Annotated in this window: 16 protein-coding genes; 1 reads left to right on the forward strand and 15 read right to left on the reverse strand. The window is 47.2% G+C overall.

Annotated elements, in window-relative coordinates; all coding sequences use genetic code 11:
• Positions 1-63 precede the first annotated feature (63 nt).
• The 15 genes from RT717_RS06370 to RT717_RS06440 all read right to left on the reverse strand — a co-directional run bounded on the left by RT717_RS06370 (position 64) and on the right by RT717_RS06440 (position 17,664).
• A complete protein-coding gene (locus RT717_RS06370; RefSeq protein ID WP_317490906.1) occupies positions 64-1,230 on the reverse strand; it encodes a pyridoxal phosphate-dependent aminotransferase in 1,167 nt (388 codons plus the stop codon).
• A gap of 223 nt (positions 1,231-1,453) precedes the next feature.
• Complete coding sequence (locus tag RT717_RS06375) at positions 1,454-2,881, reverse strand: amidohydrolase (RefSeq protein ID WP_317490907.1); 1,428 nt, start codon at positions 2,879-2,881, stop codon at positions 1,454-1,456.
• Between the two features lie 571 nt (positions 2,882-3,452).
• Entirely contained in the window at positions 3,453-3,725 is a 273-nt protein-coding gene (locus tag RT717_RS06380) for a YtxH domain-containing protein (RefSeq protein ID WP_317490908.1), read from the reverse strand.
• Positions 3,726-3,861: 136 nt separating this feature from the next.
• Positions 3,862-6,333 (reverse strand): ABC transporter permease, encoded by a 2,472-nt coding sequence (locus RT717_RS06385; RefSeq protein ID WP_317490909.1) that lies wholly within the window; start codon positions 6,331-6,333, stop codon positions 3,862-3,864.
• Positions 6,334-6,496: 163 nt separating this feature from the next.
• Positions 6,497-7,726 (reverse strand): RNA polymerase sigma factor, encoded by a 1,230-nt coding sequence (locus RT717_RS06390; protein WP_317490910.1) that lies wholly within the window; start codon positions 7,724-7,726, stop codon positions 6,497-6,499.
• Between the two features lie 84 nt (positions 7,727-7,810).
• Complete coding sequence (locus tag RT717_RS06395) at positions 7,811-8,164, reverse strand: YciI family protein (protein WP_317490911.1); 354 nt, start codon at positions 8,162-8,164, stop codon at positions 7,811-7,813.
• A gap of 96 nt (positions 8,165-8,260) precedes the next feature.
• Positions 8,261-8,611, reverse strand: a complete 351-nt coding sequence (locus tag RT717_RS06400; RefSeq protein ID WP_317490912.1) for a DHCW motif cupin fold protein — start codon at positions 8,609-8,611, stop codon at positions 8,261-8,263.
• A gap of 4 nt (positions 8,612-8,615) precedes the next feature.
• On the reverse strand, positions 8,616-8,912 hold the full coding sequence (locus tag RT717_RS06405) for an RNA polymerase alpha subunit C-terminal domain-containing protein (RefSeq protein WP_317490913.1): 297 nt from the start codon (positions 8,910-8,912) through the stop codon (positions 8,616-8,618).
• A 66-nt stretch (positions 8,913-8,978) separates the two neighbouring features.
• Positions 8,979-9,209 carry a DUF4177 domain-containing protein gene (locus tag RT717_RS06410; RefSeq protein WP_317490914.1) on the reverse strand — a complete coding sequence of 77 codons (231 nt, stop codon included), beginning with the start codon at positions 9,207-9,209 and terminating at the stop codon, positions 8,979-8,981.
• Position 9,210: 1 nt separating this feature from the next.
• Positions 9,211-10,302 (reverse strand): Gfo/Idh/MocA family protein, encoded by a 1,092-nt coding sequence (locus RT717_RS06415; RefSeq protein ID WP_317490915.1) that lies wholly within the window; start codon positions 10,300-10,302, stop codon positions 9,211-9,213.
• Positions 10,299-11,216, reverse strand: coding sequence for an aldo/keto reductase (locus RT717_RS06420; protein ID WP_317490916.1), 918 nt, complete (start codon positions 11,214-11,216; stop codon positions 10,299-10,301). Before RT717_RS06420 ends, RT717_RS06415 begins: the two co-directional genes overlap by 4 nt.
• Before the next feature lie 148 nt (positions 11,217-11,364).
• Entirely contained in the window at positions 11,365-13,803 is a 2,439-nt protein-coding gene (locus RT717_RS06425; protein ID WP_317490917.1) for an ABC transporter permease, read from the reverse strand.
• A 167-nt stretch (positions 13,804-13,970) separates the two neighbouring features.
• Positions 13,971-14,693, reverse strand: coding sequence for a carboxypeptidase-like regulatory domain-containing protein (locus tag RT717_RS06430; RefSeq protein ID WP_317490918.1), 723 nt, complete (start codon positions 14,691-14,693; stop codon positions 13,971-13,973).
• 78 nt (positions 14,694-14,771) lie between these two features.
• Positions 14,772-15,752, reverse strand: coding sequence for a calcium/sodium antiporter (locus RT717_RS06435; protein WP_317490919.1), 981 nt, complete (start codon positions 15,750-15,752; stop codon positions 14,772-14,774).
• Positions 15,753-15,930: 178 nt separating this feature from the next.
• Complete coding sequence (locus RT717_RS06440; protein ID WP_317490920.1) at positions 15,931-17,664, reverse strand: phospho-sugar mutase; 1,734 nt, start codon at positions 17,662-17,664, stop codon at positions 15,931-15,933.
• A gap of 186 nt (positions 17,665-17,850) precedes the next feature.
• On the opposite strand from RT717_RS06440, the gene RT717_RS06445 reads away from it, so the two are divergent.
• The gene (locus RT717_RS06445) at positions 17,851-18,267 is read left to right on the forward strand and encodes a hypothetical protein (protein WP_317490921.1); all 417 of its coding nucleotides are present in this window, start codon (positions 17,851-17,853) and stop codon (positions 18,265-18,267) included.
• Positions 18,268-18,350: the final 83 nt, after the last annotated feature.

Raw genomic sequence — 18,350 nt, forward strand, 5'->3', positions numbered from 1 at the left:
CTGAAAAAAGATTGAGTGTATCGGGACAGATTGCCCGCCACACAGTTATATGCAATTTTTCAGCTAAACAACCTGAGCCAGGGCCTTGTTGAAAGCTTCCATTTCGTCTTTGCGCCCAATGCTCACCCGGCACCAGTCCTGATTTTTGAAGTTCCAGGATCTCACCAGCACGCCTTTTTCTTTCATGCGGCTGAGGAAGGTGCTGCCATTCATGTCGATGGGGAACATAGCAAAGTTGGTGAAAGAAGGGATGACGTTGGCACCAACTGCCTTCAAGCCTTTGTATAAAAGTTGTTTGGATTCTTCTGTTTGCTGAACGCTCATGCTTAGGAATGCCTTGTCGTCCACCGAAGCGGTCGCTGCCAGAACGGCTGGCCTGGATAAGTCAAACCCGCCGGTGGAGAATGGTTTCATTTTGGCCAGCAGGTCTGGTTTGGCTACACAATAGCCCACTCGTAAACCAGCGAAACCATGCACTTTGGAGAAGGTTTTGCAAACAATGACATTCTTGCCTTGCTGCACGCAGGAAATCGTACTCGCTTTCAACCCTTCAGGGTGATAGTCGATATAAGCCTCGTCCACAAAAACAGGGGCCTTGTCACTTACGGAATTACAAAAATCCCTCATCTCCTTACCCGATACCTGAGTTCCGGTTGGGTTCATCGGGTTCACTGTATACACCAGAGAAGTTTTGCCGTTAACTGCATCGGCCATTTTGCCCAACTGTTGTTTCAATCCACTGTCCACCTCAACTTTCACCAGCTTGCCACCCACACCTTCGGCGTATTTTGGCAGGCTGTCGAAAGTAGGATGGGAAATGACAATCTCACCACCCTTCATGCCGAAAGCGACACCAGCAGCCATTAGCAGTTGAGTGGATCCCGATCCAAGTAGAATAAAGTCTTCGGATACACCCTCGTAAGCAGCTATTTTTCTTTGTAGTTCTGCCCTTTCGTCAAAAGGATACATATAGCTGTCCTTCAGAGAATTGGTAATAGCAGCAATTGCCTTTTCCGATGGCCCAAATGGATTCTCGTTAGCGAAAAGCCTCGCTTTAACTCCTTCCTGTCCCTCGAAATAGTAAAAAGCCCTTTCTTCGTCGGTCATGGAAAGGAACTCGGCGTTGTAAGAAGGAGACTTGGCAAAAAGGGCGGGTAAATTAACAAAAGCGGCAGAAGCAGCCAGTGTGCCAGCTTTCAAAGCCTGGCGACGGGTGAGGGAAGTTTTCATAGGTAGTGTTGTTTGATACAATTTAAACAAATGTTTTGAACATGTCACGACGGATTTTACCTATGAGAACAAAAAGGACAAACAAAAATAGATGTCTCAAAAAATGGAAGGCGACGTCATTTCGAGTGACGAAGCGGCGAGAAATCTCCCAGACCTGGCAGTAAGTCAGGGGGATTTCTCCCTCACGATGGAAATGACGCCTTTTTTGGCAGCCTTTTTTGTTTTACTCTTTCCCTATCGGCGGCGGGCCTTCGATCATCGGGGTATACACATGATCGCCTTTTCTTTCTTTGAACTCCTTCTTCATGGCTTCTACCTTTTTGGGATCTTCGAACAAGTCAATGGCGGACATGGACAGTGCCTTGGCTGCGTGTATCATACCTTTGTGCCCAATGGACATGCCTCCGCAGGCTACTACCGCCCACGAATGCCATGGTGTGCCATCTGGCGCCGTAGCCACGCTAAGGCGGGCGACTGGTACCACCCAGCTTACATCACCCACGTCGGTAGAGCCACCGCCCGGATGTTCGAGTGTTTCTTCCATGGGCTCAATTTTACTGTTCAGGCCAATTTGTGGTTTCCCCGTTGCTTCCTGAATCTTTTTGGCATAGTCTGTTTCTTCGGCTGTGTAAGTAATAGGGCCTAGCAGTTCCAGGTTCTTTTGTATGATAGCGCCCCCGCTGCGGTTGACCAGCACCTCGTAGATACCCGACACCAGATTGATCTTGTAGTCAACATTCGCAAGAATAGCAGCACCCTCAGCCATGGCTCTTACCCGCTGGTATACCTCGTTCATTCCTTCCCTTTTGTCGTCACGCACCCTCACCCAAATGCGGGAGTAGTCGGGCACTACGTTCACCACCTGGCCACCGTCCTGAATGTGGTAGTGGATACGCACTGTCGGCTTAATGTGCTCCCGGTAGGCGTTGATGCCATGGGCGTACAGCTCGAGGGCGTCGGAAGCACTGCGGCCGTTCCAGGGGTCGCCGGAGGCATGGGCAGCCTGACCAAAAAACTCAACTGTAAAGTCCACCAGGGCCAGCCCACTTTGTACAGCCGTTTTGGTTTCAGCGCCCGGGTGCCAGTCGAGGCAGGCATCGAGGTCATCGAAAAGGCCGGCTTTCGCCATCCATATTTTGCCGAAGAATTTCTCTTCAGCGGGTGTGCCGAAAAATTTGATGGTGCCTTTCAGCTTACCTTGTGCCATTAGGTCTTTCACTGCTATGGCAGCGCCCAGGCTCGCTGTCCCAAACAGGTTATGTCCGCAGCCATGGCCTGGTTTGCCGTCATGCAAAGGGCTTTTATAGGGCACAGTGTTCTGCGAGAGTCCTGGCAGTGCGTCAAATTCACCAAGAATACCGATGACGGGACTGTCGCTACCGTAGGTAGCGATGAAGGCAGTCGGAATGCCAGCCACACCACGTTCGACAGTGAAACCGTTGGCTTCCGCATAGTCGGCCAGCAGGTCAGCGGAGACGGTTTCCTGAAAGGCGATTTCTTCAGCTGCCCATATTTTGTCGCTGATAGTGGTCAGCTCGGAAGTGCGGCCTTCGATGTCTTTGATGGCGGTGGCTTTGGTTGCACTGATTTTTTGTGCCTGGGCGTTGACGCCAACAGCGCAGGCTAGTATTACTAGTAATCTTTTGATCATAGAAGAGAAGTTTAATATTGGAAACAGAAAAGTAAAATGGGCGTTCGGGAGTCAATTAAGGAAAAAAAGCGGAAGGCAGGAAGAGGAGTGCTGTGAAAGGCTAATCCAGTTCAGGTTAAGACCTTTAGCAGGTATGTGACAAGCCCTTATGCGACCAGGTGACAAGCGCCTATGACATAGGTAGTAAAGGCGTTATTCCTTTCTGGATAAGTGCAGTACAGGGGCTTGATAACGGCTTAACAGGAGGCTGCGGTGCGCACCACACATAGGTAGTGCTGGGCAGAATAAGTAGTGCGTGGTGGGCGGCATAACTAGTGATTGGTGGGCAGCAAGCTGGTTCACAAATATCGTAGCCACGAAACCGGGTGCGAAGGCGGTTCCTTACAGAAAGCCATTTGTTAGTTACTAATTATACGAAATTTGGAGGAAAAGGAGTTGGGTGATACAATTGAAAGCGGTGAAATTTAATGACCGATGCCGGTGGCACCTCCCAAAACAAAACTTCCCGAAAGTTTTTCCAATGACGGCTACTTTCGGGAAGTTGGATTGATATTTTATATGTGATTTAGACTTAACTGTCTCTGCCGACCAGTTTAGCATCTTCTAACTTAGAAGCTCCATTTTTCGAAAGTCGCATGGCCTCTTTGCCAACGGTCTCTATTTTCTGAGACACATTATCAATAACCTTATTGAACTTGGATTCTACCTCATCAAAATAATCATCTCCCTTTTTGCTGATCTTCTTTCTTGTCGCAGCACCTTTAGCAGGGGCAAAAAGTATTCCTAAGGCAGCTCCAATAGATGCACTTACCAATACACTAACTAATACTTTTCCAGAGTTCATAATTTTACGGTTTTGTTACAAATAATTTATTAAAATAGACTGGTTGTATTATAGTTAACGAGAAAAAAGGCCTTTTTGTTACAATTTGAGCAGATTTGCCTGGCGACGATGGGTCATTCCGTGCAACGTCAGCGACTTAATTGGCGTCCAGGGAGTCGAGGGGACTCTTTATCGCCGTTTGCCAGCATTTCTCAGCAATGACCAGCGTGGAAATGAAAAGAATAAAAAGTACCGGGAAAAGTATCAACGTGGGGTCGAGCCCGATCCTGAAAGGGTAATCGTCCAACCACTCTTTGGCACTGAACCATACGATGGGGTTGGAGATGAGGTAGGCGATGAGAATAAGTTTCAGAAAATCGTAGAGCAGCAGCAGCATAATATTGTGGGTGGGGGCGCCAAGAATTTTTCTGATACCAATTTCCTTTGTTCGTTTCTGCGTCACATAAGAGGCTAGCCCAAACATGCCCATATTGGCAATGACTATTGCGATAATGGCGAAAAAGAAGAACATTTTCAGCATGCCTTCCTCCAGGGCCAATCTGTTTTCGAAGCCTCTGCTCAGGAAGAAGAAATTGGGGAAATATGTCCCGATTTGAAATTTCATTTCCTGCAAGAAGGTTGATATGTTCTCACTTTGATTGGGCTGGTAGAATAAGACAAAATCCATGTACGTCCTGTGCCGGAAGCCTGTTACATAAATGGACGGAGGAGAATCAGGCTGTTGGTTTTTGACCACGCCGACCACCATATGGTAGCCGCCCCGGGAGTCAATGGTTTGCTGCACTGCCATCTCCGGGTCGCCGAAACCTAATGCTTTGGCGGCCGATTCATTCACAATCAAAGAGTTGAAATCGTCACCCATATTTCTGAAGTTGCGCCCAGCCCGAAAAACTGCTGAAGAGTCTTTCCAATACTGTTGATCGATCACATATAAATTATAGGTGGTGTCTTTTAGCCCGGGAAAGAGCTTTACATAGATGCCATCTTCCTGTTTTTCTACGGGTGCCAGGCCCGAAATAGCCTGCATTGTTTTGATTTTTCCCTGATAGAGGTTCGAAATGCCAATGCCCCTGATGCCCTCACCCTTGTTGTGAAGTATAAAACGATCGACCTGATTGGTGAACTCTTCATTGGCACCCGGCAGACCGGGAAATACGCCGCTCATTTTGATCTCACGGGAGGTGCCGCCGCTTCTCTCCATATAGTCCAGTTGCAGATAAACGATGTAAACAGCCGACAGAAAGATGATGGAAGACGTCAATTGGAAGATCAGCAGGGAGCGGATAATGCTGCTTCCTTTGCCAAGGTTGCCTGAATTGAGCACGCTTGTTTTGCCTCGTAGAGAATCGATTGGGTTGAGTGATGAGAGGTGAAAAGCAGGGTAGGCGCTTGATAACAGGGTGCTCACCAGAATAAGCACAATTAGAAAGAGAATAAAGACTGCCATATTGGAATACCCTACTGGGGGGTAGCTGATTTTGGTGTACATCACGATCAGCTTGGTGCCAAACAGAAAGAAAAAGATACTGAGCACGCCTGCAAGGGTGTTGGTGAGCAATGCCTCACCCACAAAGGTGAGCGTAAGCTGGGTGGGAGTTATCCCAAGAAGCTTTCTTACGCCGATCTCTTTGGCTCTTTCTATGCTATTAATGATGGCGTTGTTAACGTAGTTGGTGCAGGCAAGCACAACAATGATGACAGCAATCACAGAAAGAAAGATGAGCAAGGTAGGACTGATGCCGTTTTCGGGCTCATTGGAGATGTCCGTCGTCAGGTGAATGTCTTCAATAGGGCGGAGCGAAATTCCTTTTTCGTAAGTGTCCATTTGTGCAGAAGACACCGGGGAAGTGGCCGCCTTTTCAACAGCCGAAATATCAAAATCTGGTGACACGAGGACGTAGGTATAAATGACCTCCGAGTGCTGCATGCCAGGGTTGTTCATGCCGGTGGCTGGAGAGCTTAAAGAGGCCAGCAGGTCAAATTTGAGGTGGGTCTTCACAGGCCTATCGTCGAATACCCCGCCGATAACGTACGTTTGTTCGAAAAACCCAGCGGCTGCGGACACAAACTCCTGGCCAATAATGGAGGTGTTTTCTTCGATTTGCTTGGGAAAGATACTTTTTGCCAGCGTTGCCGAGAGCAGTAGGGTGTTGGGGGCTGTAAGCACCGAATCCTGATTTCCCTGAAGTAGCTTCAACGAAAGAACGTTTAGTATGGATTGGTCGGCGTAGTAGGCTTTTTCAACAAAAACGCTCAAGGCAAGAGAATCATGTTTTTGGTATTTGAAGAAAGCGCTGCCGTATTCAGAGAAAGGTAGCAAGCGGACATAGTCATTTACTCCTTCATAAAGCTCAGCAAGATGAGGGCCGACAACCGGCGCAGTGAAGGCATCTCTGACCGTAATTTCACCTCTTGTGGAGGTAGTTGTTTCCACACGAAACACATTGTTCCTGCCCGGCAGCTGGTCGTAGAAGAGGTGAGACTGGATATAATTAAACAGGAAAATGCAGGCAGCCATGCCCAGTGTAAGCCCCAGAATATTCAGGTAAGCCGCACCTTTGTTGCGCAAAATGTTCCTTACAGAAATAAGGAGAAAGTTCTTAATCATTACGGCAAGCAGTAGGTAAAGAGCCTGTTACGACAAATGGCGTGCCATGCAGGTGAATAGCTGAATCAGGCAACTGAGTGTAGATTGGTCAGATGAGATCTCGATTTTTTCTGTTCAAATATGTACAAAAATTGTACGGTGGTGTAGTTCAAAAATCGGCTATTTACCTAAGCAAATCAATGCTCCTTTGAATCGTTTGTCTGTCGGTCGATGTTTTGGCGAGGGCAAGTGCCTGTTCAAGGTAGTATGTCGCTTGAGTGTTGTCGATGTCTTTGTAAAGCTCGCCCAACAACGTGAAATAAAAGTGATTGTCAACCAATTTCAATTTCTCCGCTTCCACGATGGCTGCCTCTTTTCCCTGGACTTTGGCGAGGGCATAGGTCCTGTTCAGTGCAGCTATGGGTGAGTATTCTAATTGCAAAAGCTGGTTGTACAACAGCAGAATATTCTCCCACTTCTCTTTTGTGTCTTCTTTGATTGTATGCCAGTAAGCAATGCTTGCTTCAAAATGGTATTTGGAAATCCGGGATCCCTGAGAGGCTTCTTTCAGGTGGAAAACACCGCTGGCGATCAGCTTCTGGTTCCAGAGCGATTCGTCCTGATTTTGATAAAGAACAAATTCTCCGTTTGTACCCTTTCTTGCCTGAAACCGACTGGAATGAAAACACATTAGCGCCATCAGCGCATTGACGGACGGCGTATTTGTTTGAGGACTACCTATGAGCAGCCGACAGAGCCTCATCGCCTCCTGGCAGAGATCTTCCTGCACCACAGCTTCCTTGCTTTCCGAGTAGTAGCCCTCATTAAACAGGAGATACAAAGTGATGAGTACAGCATCTATCCGGTTGTTGATCTCGTTTTCTCCGGGGATCGCTATCGGTATCTTCTCTATTCTCAGCTTCTCTCTTGCCCTGAACAGTCGCTTGTTGGTGGTTTCTTTATTGGTTAAAAAGGCATTGGCGATTTCATCGATGCCAAACCCACAAAGGATTCGGAGTGCCAAACCAATTTGCGACTCCAGGGGAATAGCCGGATGGCAAATGGCAAACAACATTTGCAGCTGGCTGTCGCTAATGTTCTGCTCCGATAGGTCGATATCGATTTCTGCTGTTGTCAGCTCCTGGGGTGGCAAATTAGGTTTGACCTTATACGTGAAAATATGCTGACGGGTGACGTGGTTTTTCGCTTTGTTTTTGGCCACTGCATACAACCAGGCGGTAGGGTTTTCAGGAATCTTGCTGTAGGTCCAGGTTTCTATGGCCAGCATAAAGGTTTCGCTGGCAATGTCCTCGGCCATTTCGATATGGTCGGCTCCAAAGCGCCTGCAAAGCACAGCGGTAATTTTGCTGAACTCAGTGCGGAACAGGTGAGGAATGAGCTCCTGGTGGGTCATTGATCAATAAGTGGGGTATAGAGCATGGTGTATCTACTAGGTGGTGCCCACAACCTTCGCTGGCGACACCACCAGGAACTAGTATTAATGAACCCCGTCGTTTTTGGCAATTCTCCGAACTTCCATGGTGTTGCCCTCGCCTTGCAGCACCGGGCATCCTTTCGCAAACTCCACGGCCTCCTCAACTGACTCTGCCCTAACAGTAATAAAGCCGCCGATGGTTTCCTTGATGTCGCCGAAGGGCCCGTTGGTAACAACCTTTTTTGAATTCACCACCCTGGCATTGTCGAATGGAAGACCTGTGCCACTAACAAATTTGTTTTGTGCAGCAATGCCACCGATCCAGTCCATGGTTTGCTTCATCCACTCCTGCATTTGCTCGGCTGAAGCTACTTTGGCTCCGTCCTCATGCCTCATGATCAATACATACTCATCCATAATGTTAAATTTAATGTTTCGGAATAATTGATTTACACCCTCATATCAAATGAGTATCGATCAATTGGACAGGTTGTAGTAATTTTTTTCGGGAAGTTAGGGAAGGCTTTCAGTTTTCAGGAAATCACCATCTACAATCAATAGCTTCACCCCGCTTTTAGAAACTGAACGGTGGGAGCTTAACCCATCCGAAACCACATAGCTCGTTCCTTTATTCAAAATAAAGCTTTGACCATTCTCCATCTCGGTTTCAAATTCCCCCTCAATGCAGTAGACAATATGCCCCTTCTGGCACCAATGGTCGGCCAGGTAGCCTGCACCGTACTCAACGATGCGTACTCGCAATCCTGAAAATTGGAGGGTTTGCCAAAAGGAGATCCCAGTTTCGCCGGGGTGCTCGGTTTTGGGCACTGACGCCCAGTCGATGGTTTGGAAAGGTATGTTCATTGTATCATCTGGGTTTGAAAGACAGCCCGGCAGATGCAAGGGCTTGCTGCAACTTCGGCAGGGTGGAGGGTCCCATTCCGTGGAGCTGCATTATTTCTGTTTCGGTGTGCATGGCGAGCTCCCGCACCGTAGTGATGCCCTTGCCTTGCAGTGCACGCCTGGCTGGTGCCACCAGTGTGCTCAGGAAGTCATCCTCCGGCTTTTCTTCGCTGGCGCAAATAGGGCATACAGGGCAGTCGCTGCTTTTGTAGTATTGGTGCCCCTTTTTGCATATTCGGAGCGTTTTTTTGGGAGACGTCATGGAAGAGCAATGTGTAGTCTAAAGTCAGGAAAAAGGATTTACGTGATCAGATTTTGGTCAAACTGATCAAAGCACGTGGGGACGTCCACTGCTCTTCTCTCTTTTGAAGACCACGATAAATTCTTTCGTCCTTACATCATTAAATAAAAACCAGCTTTCAAGCACGGGCTCGAACTTCACCAAATCCCAGCCTTCAGCTCCCCACTCATCAAAGTTGCGGCTCAGCTCCGACTGAAAGTCCTTCTTTTTCAAATGGGCAACGCTTATGGTTACTATCTTATATTCAAATTTCTGCATATCATCCTATCGACACCCTTCCCCCGTCTTTTGCAGATCGGTAAATAGCCTCCACTACCCGAATATCTTTCAAGCCTTCTTCTCCAGGCACCATCACTGCCTGTTTCTTCATGATAGCCATGGCATCGTCGTCCATTTGCTTGGCTTGCTCGTTGTTGATCGGCTTGTTGAGCTTGATGCCGTCGCTGGTTACTCCATCAATGCCGCTGTAGGCGGAGAATGGCTCCAGCTTGTACCAACCATTACTGCAATCGACCTGCATGGCATTCATGCCCCTGCCAAAGCTAGCCTCGCAGGCTGCTGTGGCTCCGCCTGGGAATTCAAGATCGAATACAATGGTTTCTTCCACTTCATGGTAAATCTCGGGCCTGGTTGTGGAGGCTTTGGCTGTGACAGCTATTGGCTCAAGCCCTGTGGCATATCGGGCAGCGTTGAGAGGGTAAACACCCATATCGTACATGACGCCGCCTCCCATTGCTTTGATCTGCTTCCAGTGGTCGGTGCGCCCTTCCCTGTAGCCGGCAGCAACGGTCACCTTTTGCACTTTGCCATAGGTTTGGTCTTTTTGGAACCTCATGATTTGAATTGTATTGGGCTCATGTTGCATGCGGTAGCCTATGCTCAGCTTCACTTTGTTTTTGTTGGCAGCATCAATCATGCTCTGGCACTCGGCCTCGCTCATCGCCATGGGTTTTTCACACCACACATGCTTGCCAGCATTGGCCGCTCTTATGCTATACTCGGCGTGCATAGAAGGAGGGAGGACAACATAAATAACGTCTATGTCCGGATTGTTGGCCAGTTGATCGTAGTTGTCGTAGTTGTAAACGTTTTTGTCCTTGATGTTGTACTTCTGCTGCCATTCAGGGATTTTGGATGGCGTGCCGGTGACAATGCCTGCGAGGTAGCAGTTTTGCGTTAGCTGAAGGGCCGGAGCGAGCAAGTCACGGCTGTAGTAGCCAAGCCCAACAAGGGCTACGCCCAGTTTATCTTTTTGGCGGGGAACGATGATGTTGGCAAAAGCATGAGAACTCAAAGCCAGGCCTGACAGGCCGACCAGCGATTGGCCAATAAATTTTCTTCTGTTACTCATAGGGCATTCTTTTTGAAATAGTCTTTCATTTTTATTCTTGTGGCCTGATCAGGTAGTTCACCGTAGCAAGCAGCCATATTCTCTTTTACATGTGCCACCTGTGTGGTGGCGGGAATGGTACAAGTAACGGCTGGGTTTGATATGATGTACTTTAAGAAATATGCCGCCCAGCTGTTAATGCCATATTCCTTTGCCCAGGCAGGCAAAGAAACTCCCTGAATATAGTTAAAAAGCCCACCAGTTTCAAAGGGCTGATTGATAATGACGGCAACACCACGGTCAGCGGCAAGCGGAAGCAGGTAGTCTTCGGCTGCTGTGTTGCGGACAGAAAAGTTGATTTGAATGAAATCCAGCTTTTCCCTTTTTATGATTTCAGCCAATTGTTTGTGGGCATGGTCGAGGTAATGAGTAACGCCGACATATTTGAGTTTGCCTTCTCCTTTCAAAGACCGAAGCGTTTCCAGGTGAGTGTCCAGGTCTACAAGGTTGTGCACCTGAAGCACTGAGGGCCATTTCCGAAAGTGGCCCAACGAGTTTTCGATCTGTCTTTTGCCAGCAGCCTTCCCCTGTGTCCAAACTTTGGTGGCTACCCAAAGCTTATCCGTAACTTCCAGCTCTGCCGCAAGCTCTCCAATCACTTGTTCTGACCGGCCGTACATAGGAGAGCTGTCAATCACCCTGCCTCCCTGGTTAATGAATTCCATCAGCACGTTTCTCATTGGAGCCCTTTCATGTTCTGATTCGCCTACATTGAAGGTCAGCCAGGAGCCCATTCCTATGGCAGGTATTTGTTCTCCGGTTGATGGAATTGTTTTCATTAACATCTGGTTGCCAAAGGCGGAAACGAGGCCAGGGGTTAGATAGAGACCTGCCGCTGTAAGCAGGCTTTTCTTCAAAAATGATTCTCTTGTCATTAGTTTAAAAATGATGCGGTAATCGAATAACTAACTGTACAAGTAGAGAAGAGAAACTAATTTACTGATTTAGAGGCTTTGAAACAAAAACACCCTGATTGGCATTCAACCAATCAGGGTGTTCGTCAACAAAGTTCCTGTAAGTTAGCTATTCCGTTCTCAACGAACTGGAGGGGTTCATGGCTGCGGCTTTAAAAGAATGCACACTCATGGTTAGCCAGGCAATTACGAAAGACAGCCCGCCGGCAAGAGCAAATACGCCAGCACCAATCGTTGTGCGGTAGGCGAAGTCCTGTAGCCAGGCGTCCATGGCAAACCACGCCAGGGGTACAGTGATCACAAAGGCAATCAACACCAGCTTCATGAATTCCTTGCTGAGAAGTAAAATAATGGAGCCAATGGATGCGCCAAGCACTTTTCTGATGCCCACTTCTTTGGTACGCTGTTCGGCGGTAAAGGCCGCAAGACCAAACAAGCCGAGGCAGGCAATGAAGATAGCCAGTCCTGCAAAAATCCCGAATATCTCCCCGATTTTTTCTTCTGCCTTGTATTCAGCGTTGAATTCCTCATCGTAAAAAGCGTATTCAAAAGGTTGCCCAGGGGCAAACTCATCCCATTTACTGTGAAGGAAGCTAATGGCCTCTGCATATTCAATGGTATTCAGCTTGAAAGTAATTCTGCTGGTGCTTTCGCCCAGGAAGATGACAGCTGGTCTTATGTCAGTTTTTAGTGATTCAAAGTGAAAATCCTTCACCACTCCAATCACTTTGAATACTTTGATTCTCAGGTCCTCCGGGTCACTGTCGTCCCCATCGAAAGTGCCCAATTCCTGCCCAATAGGGTCGTCAGCTATTCCAAATTGCTTGGCAGTGGCTTCGTTGATAATCACTCCTGTCGAATCTGCGCCAAAATCCTTTGAGAAGTTACGTCCTTCTAACAACTCCATACCCAGGGTCGGGATGTAGTCGTAGTCTACATAGAACATCGCCAGGGAAGTGGTGCTGTTGCTTTTGGGGTTTCTTCCTGGGAACATCGCACTATTGTTGCTGTTGGATCTGATTGGTAAAAAGCCACTAATTGATCCACTCTTGAAATAGCTGTTGGCAACAACTTCATTTTTGAAAGACTCTATTGACTTATCGAGCACGTAAGTGTTTTGCAGGACAATCAGCTGCTCACGATCGTAGCCCAGCTTCTTGGTTTGAATATAGTCAAGTTGATCGAAGACGATAAGTGTGCCAACCACCAGAAAGATAGAAATGGAGAATTGCAGCACCACCAGCACACTGCGAAGCGAGCCGCTCTTCATCCCAATGTTTAGCTTTCCTTTCAATACACTGGCCGGCTGGAAGGCGCTGAGAAAGAATGCCGGATAGCTGCCCGCTAACAAACCAACTACTATAAGGATTGCCGCCAACGATACTGCTAATGTCGGCGTGGCAAGAATGCTTAGGCTGAATACTTTGCCGGTCAGCTCATTGAAGTAGGGCAAAGCAACTGCCAGCAGTCCGATAGCAACCACAAAGGAGATGCCCGTGATAATTAATGATTCCAGGAGAAACTGGCTAATCAGGTTATGTCTGTAAGCTCCCATTACTTTTCTGACTCCCACTTCCTTGGCTCTGTTGGCTGAGCGGGCAGTAGCCAGGTTCATGAAATTGACACAAGCTATTATCAGTATGAATGCTGCAACCGCCGAAAAGATGTAGACATATTTAATGTCGCCCGGAGGGCCCAATTGGGCATCTACCTGCGAATAAAGGTGGATGTCGGTGACGGGGGTCATATAATAGCCGATGTTATTACCGGCCTCAGCGAAGTCTTCCATAGAGGCGCCCATAAAGCGCTCCAGTTCCGGGCCAATGTATTTCTCTACCATCTCGGGGAACTTGGCTTCGAGGTTTTCCACCGAAGCACCTTCCGCCAGGCGGAAATAGGTCTGGAAGTTTTGGCTAAGCCAAATAGCATTTTTGGCCTCGTCAAGCGTTTCCATACTCGCAAGAATATCAAAGTGGAAATGAGTGTTTTGAGGCAAAGGTGCCATCACGCCGGTGATTTTATAATCCTGGTCGTTCGATATCTTAACCACTTTACCAAGCGCCTCTTCATCTCCAAAAAGCTTTTTGGAAAGGGCTTCAGTGATAACCAGAGTTTTCGGTTCTTTCAGTGCGGTGGCTGGGTCGCCTGATATCATGTTGATGCCGAAGAAATCGAATACATTGGCGTCAACGTACGACACACTTTCTTCTTTGTATACATCCTCGCCGTATTTGACCAGAAAGTAGCCCCTTGTTCTGAACCGTACATAGTCTTCCACTTCTGGAAAGTCTTCCTTCATTTGTGGGCCCTGAGCGGCACTGATCACGGCAATATTGAATTCGTTGCCTCCAAACCGGCCAGTCATGTCCATCCGGTACATCCTTTCCGCATGTGGCAGGTGCTTGTCGAAACTGAGTTCATCCTGCACAAAAAAGATGATTAGCAGAAAGGAGCATATGCCAATGGCAAGCCCCAGTATGTTGATGAGAGAGAAAAACTTGCTTCTTCGCAGCGAGCGAAAAGCAATGCGTAAGTAGTTGGTTAGCATAGTAGTCCTATTTTGAGTTTGATAACATCAACGGAAAAGGCTTTCAGTAGGTTGTATTGCAAGGTAGCTTTCTTTACCATTAAATTGTTTTGCATCTATTTGACAACATTGTTATTGCCGTGGTTACATGGCAGATGCAAAATCGTGATGAGGGGTTGCGTCTGTGGTTAATTGTCAATTATCCGCTGCGTGGTATCGGCTTTTTGGATCAGCAGGGAGTCGGGAGGGGTGGTGTCGGGGAGCACGGGTGTGTCGTAGTACACCGGGGGAGGAGTGGGGAGGTCGTCTTTACTTTTATTTGGGTCAACCAGTGCATCCTTTACTTTTCTTAAAACATTAAGAAAGTTAAATGACTGCGGGCCGGCCATGGCGGCACGTTGGTTCTCAGCGGCATCCATGCTGTATTTGCGGTAGTCGTAAATGAGCACCTGCTGCGTAAGTGCCGCCATGTTCTTTTCCACGTTTTTATATTCCTGGTCCGAGAGTTCGAGCGTCAGAATGGCCTGCTTGAACTTTTCGATGGAAGCGGGAAGCACCGTAATATTGGCATTCTCCATCATGATGGTGTCTTTTTGGAGCATCAGCTTGGTTTCAAAAACGGGCGAAATTAACCCCTTTGGGATAGTCAGTTGCTGCGTTTTGTAGCCAACATAAGAAACACTCACGGTGTCGGTGGTGCTCACACGCACCTTAAAAATACCTTTGAAGTCGGTAGTCGTAGCCCGCTCTTTCACCGCTATGTGAGCAAAAGGAAGGCCGGTATAACTTTCGTCTTCCAGTACCTGTCCAATTACCAGCACTGAATCGGCCGGGCTCGATTGTGCATAGCTATTGCCGTAAATCAAAACTGAAAAAAGAAGAGTAAGAATCAGGTTTCCCGATTGGCGCATTGCAGGTTTTTTGAGAGCACGAAATTACGGTTCTCTATAAGAATGCCAAAACAGGTGAAATGGTTGTAACGACGCTAATTATAAACGGATAAAAAGGTAGTATGTGTACGAAAAGAAGCAAAGGAGATATAGAAAGCCCTCAGCCCTGTCCAGCTTGTATTTTCCGAAAGTATACATAAAAACGAAGAGCATCATGGTGCCGCCCATTATTACATAAAGGTCAGTGTTGAGCACTGTGTCGAAAGTCAATGGACTATACCCGGAGCTCACAAGGCCCGAGGTTCCTAACACCAGTAATAAATTGAAAACATTGGAACCTATGATGTTGCCTATGGCCAGATCTGACTTCTTATGCAGGGCAGCTACCACTGTAGTGGCTAACTCCGGCAGAGAGGTTCCCGCAGCAAGAATAGTGAGACCTATCAATCTTTCGCTGACTTCAAAAAAGCGGGCCATTGCTACCGCATTGTCTACTATTAACTTTCCACCGAAAGTAAGGCCAACCAGCCCGCCAATAACCATCAGCGTGGTCTTTACACTGGTGAAGACCACAATGTCTTCGTCTTCCTCCGAACTTTCTCCTTTCTTAAGGTTGAAGAAAATATAGAGCAGAAACATGGAAAACATGACCAATAGAATCACAGAGTCGACTATGCTAAGGATGTTTTCCTTTGCTCCAAAAAAGAGGACATCGTTGACGAGAACAAAGAAAACGAGCGTGGCCAGAAGAGAGTAGGGGATTTCTTTCCAGAGAGAGTTTTTTTGAACGGAGATAGGGTAAATGACGGCTGCCACGCCGAGAATAAGGAACATGTTAAAAATATTGGAGCCGATAATGTTGCCAAATACCGCTCCATCGTAACCCTCCGTTCCTGATATGATATTCACGACCAACTCTGGGGCGGAGGTGCCCATAGCAACTATGGTTAATCCAATTGCGATGTCTGAAACATGAAACCTTTTGGCAAGGGACGAGGCTCCGCTTACCAGAAAGTCTGCCCCCTTGATTAGGAGGATGAATCCTACAATGACTAAAACAATGTTAATTAGTATTTCCACGGTCAATAAGGTCGATAGTTCAAATAAGGTATACCAATATAAATATTTTTAGATTTAGTTATATAATACGGCAGGAAATCAGGGATGAATAGACCAGTATTATATTCAAAATTGCAAAAAGCGTACATAAGAAAGGCCCATGATTGCATGGGCCTTTCAAGAAAAAGCGGGAAATCTGCTATTTCAATTTCATATCAGCGATGATGCCATCGATTCTTTTCATTAGAAGGCCTTCGGCATTTTTGAGCTCTTCTGCATTTTTCACCGGTGTGGTTACGCTAAAGTAGAATTTTATTTTTGGCTCTGTGCCTGAGGGCCTTGCGGAGATTTTGCTGCCATCTTCAGTGAAAAACTGCATCACATCGGACTTAGGATAATCCAATTTGGAAGTTTTGCCTGTGACGAAGTCCCTTTCTTCCAGCAAAGTGTAATCTGCTAGTTTGAGCAGCTTGCTTCCATTGATCGTTTTGGGTGGATTAGCTCTCAGGTCGTCCATCATTTGTTTGATTTCCTCCTGCCCTTTGATTCCCTTCTTGGTCAGTGAGATGAGGTGCTCCTTGTAGTAGCCGAATTTGAGGTACATTTCATTCAGCATTTGGAACAGGCTCATCCCTTTGTCTTTGGCAAAAGCGGTCATTTCTGCAATGAAAGCACAAGAGGCAATGGCATCTTTGTCCCTCACAGCATCGCCTATCAGGTAGCCGTAGCTTTCCTCCCCACCGCCAATAAAGGTTTCCTTGCCTTCGAGCTCTCTGATCAAAGCAGCAATGAACTTAAAGCCAGTGAGTGTTTCGTAGCATTTTACTTTGTAGCCGTCGGCGATTTTGGCAATGAGGTCGGTGGTGACGATCGTTTTGACCACAAACTGCTTGCCATCGAGTTTGCCGTTGTTTTTCCACTGCTCCAGCAGGTAATACACCAGCAGGGCACCTGTTTGGTTGCCATTGAGAAGTTGAAACTCTCCTTTGTCATTTTTCACCGCTATGCCCACTCTGTCTGCATCGGGGTCGGTTGCCATCACTAGGTCAGCGTCGATGGCCTTTGCTTTTTTCAAAGCTATGCTCATAGCCTCAGCTTCCTCAGGGTTGGGATACACCACTGTAGGGAAGTTGCCATCGGGCGTAGCTTGTTCGTCTACAATGGTCACGTTTTCAAATCCCATTCTTTTCAGGATTTCAGGTACCAATGTAATGCCCGTGCCATGGATGGGCGAGAAGACTATTTTCAGATTCTTTTGCCTTTTGATGATATCAGGCGAAAGGCTTCCTGCTTTGATGGCTTCCAGATAAGGCTCGTCCACCTCTTTGCTTATTTTTTCAATGAGCGAGTTGTTTGGGGTGAACTTTACGTCGTCTATGCTCTTGATATTGCCTACTTCAGTAATGGTGTTCTTGTCGTGTGGTGCAATCATCTGCGCACCATCGTTCCAGTAGGCTTTGTAGCCGTTGTATTCTTTTGGGTTGTGAGAAGCTGTGATGACTACGCCGCTTTGGCAGCCAAGATGACGGATGGCAAAGGAAAGCTCGGGAGTGGGGCGGAGTGCGTCAAAAAAATACACTTTGAACCCATTGGCGGAAAACACGTCGGCCGTTGTTTGAGCAAAGAATGGGCTATTGTTCCGGCTGTCGTGAGCAATGGCTACTTTCACCTGTTTGCCAGGGTAAGTCTTTTTCAAATAGTTGGCCAGCCCCTGAGTGGCCATGCCTATGGTGTATTTGTTGATTCGGTTTGAGCCAGTCCCCATGATCCCACGAAGGCCACCGGTGCCAAACTCGAGATCTCTATAAAAGCATTCAACCAACTGGGATTTGTCGGTAGAAGCGATCATCGCCTCTACTTCTTTTCTGGCTGCGTCATCAAGGTTTTTGCTTGAGAGCCATTGCTTCGCTTTTATCAGGGCTTGCTGTTCCATAAATGTTCAGTTATTTTGAGAGGGGAATTTAGCAGATATGTTTTCAAGACAAAAGGGTCTTCGGATTTCTTCAATAAAAATGAAGGCAATGCTAAAAATCTGAAGGCTTGCTTGAATCTTAAAGTAAGTATTCCAAAGTTTGTGCGCTTTAAACCTATTGAATAATCTCTTAAGAAAGCTTCGAATATGGATATCAATAAACTTGACAAGGCCCTCATTGATTTGGTAGAAACAAAGATTGCCTTGAGCGGACTTAGCTACGACGACCCAAAGTACGATGATCTGGAGGAGTTACTGCACGACCAGGAAGACGAGTTTGTTGACAATTACGGCGACTATATTGAGGAGGCGCTAAGAGATGTGCATGATGAATTCTGCCCCGATAGTGAGGTGTTGCTGCCAATAGCCTATCTGGCAAACGAATACATTAAGAAGGAATCGGACGGGAAGGTTACTTACACTACGCTGACTAATCAGGGTGTGCCGGTGGATATGGATGACTTTCCTGATAAGAAAACAAGGATTGTTCTGATTCCCGCCCCTACTCGCCTGGTGCTTATTGTTGATGCCCAAAATCAGCAGGTTGTGTGGAAAGCCGAGTAACCCGGGCTATTCCGCATTCTTTCAAACATTAAAATAACCGTTTCCTTCTGTGAGAAGGTTGTAGTATATTTTCTGTAGGTCAT

It is taken from the genome of Imperialibacter roseus (assembly GCF_032999765.1).
In the GTDB taxonomy this organism is placed as follows: Bacteria; Bacteroidota; Bacteroidia; order Cytophagales; family Cyclobacteriaceae; genus Imperialibacter; species Imperialibacter roseus.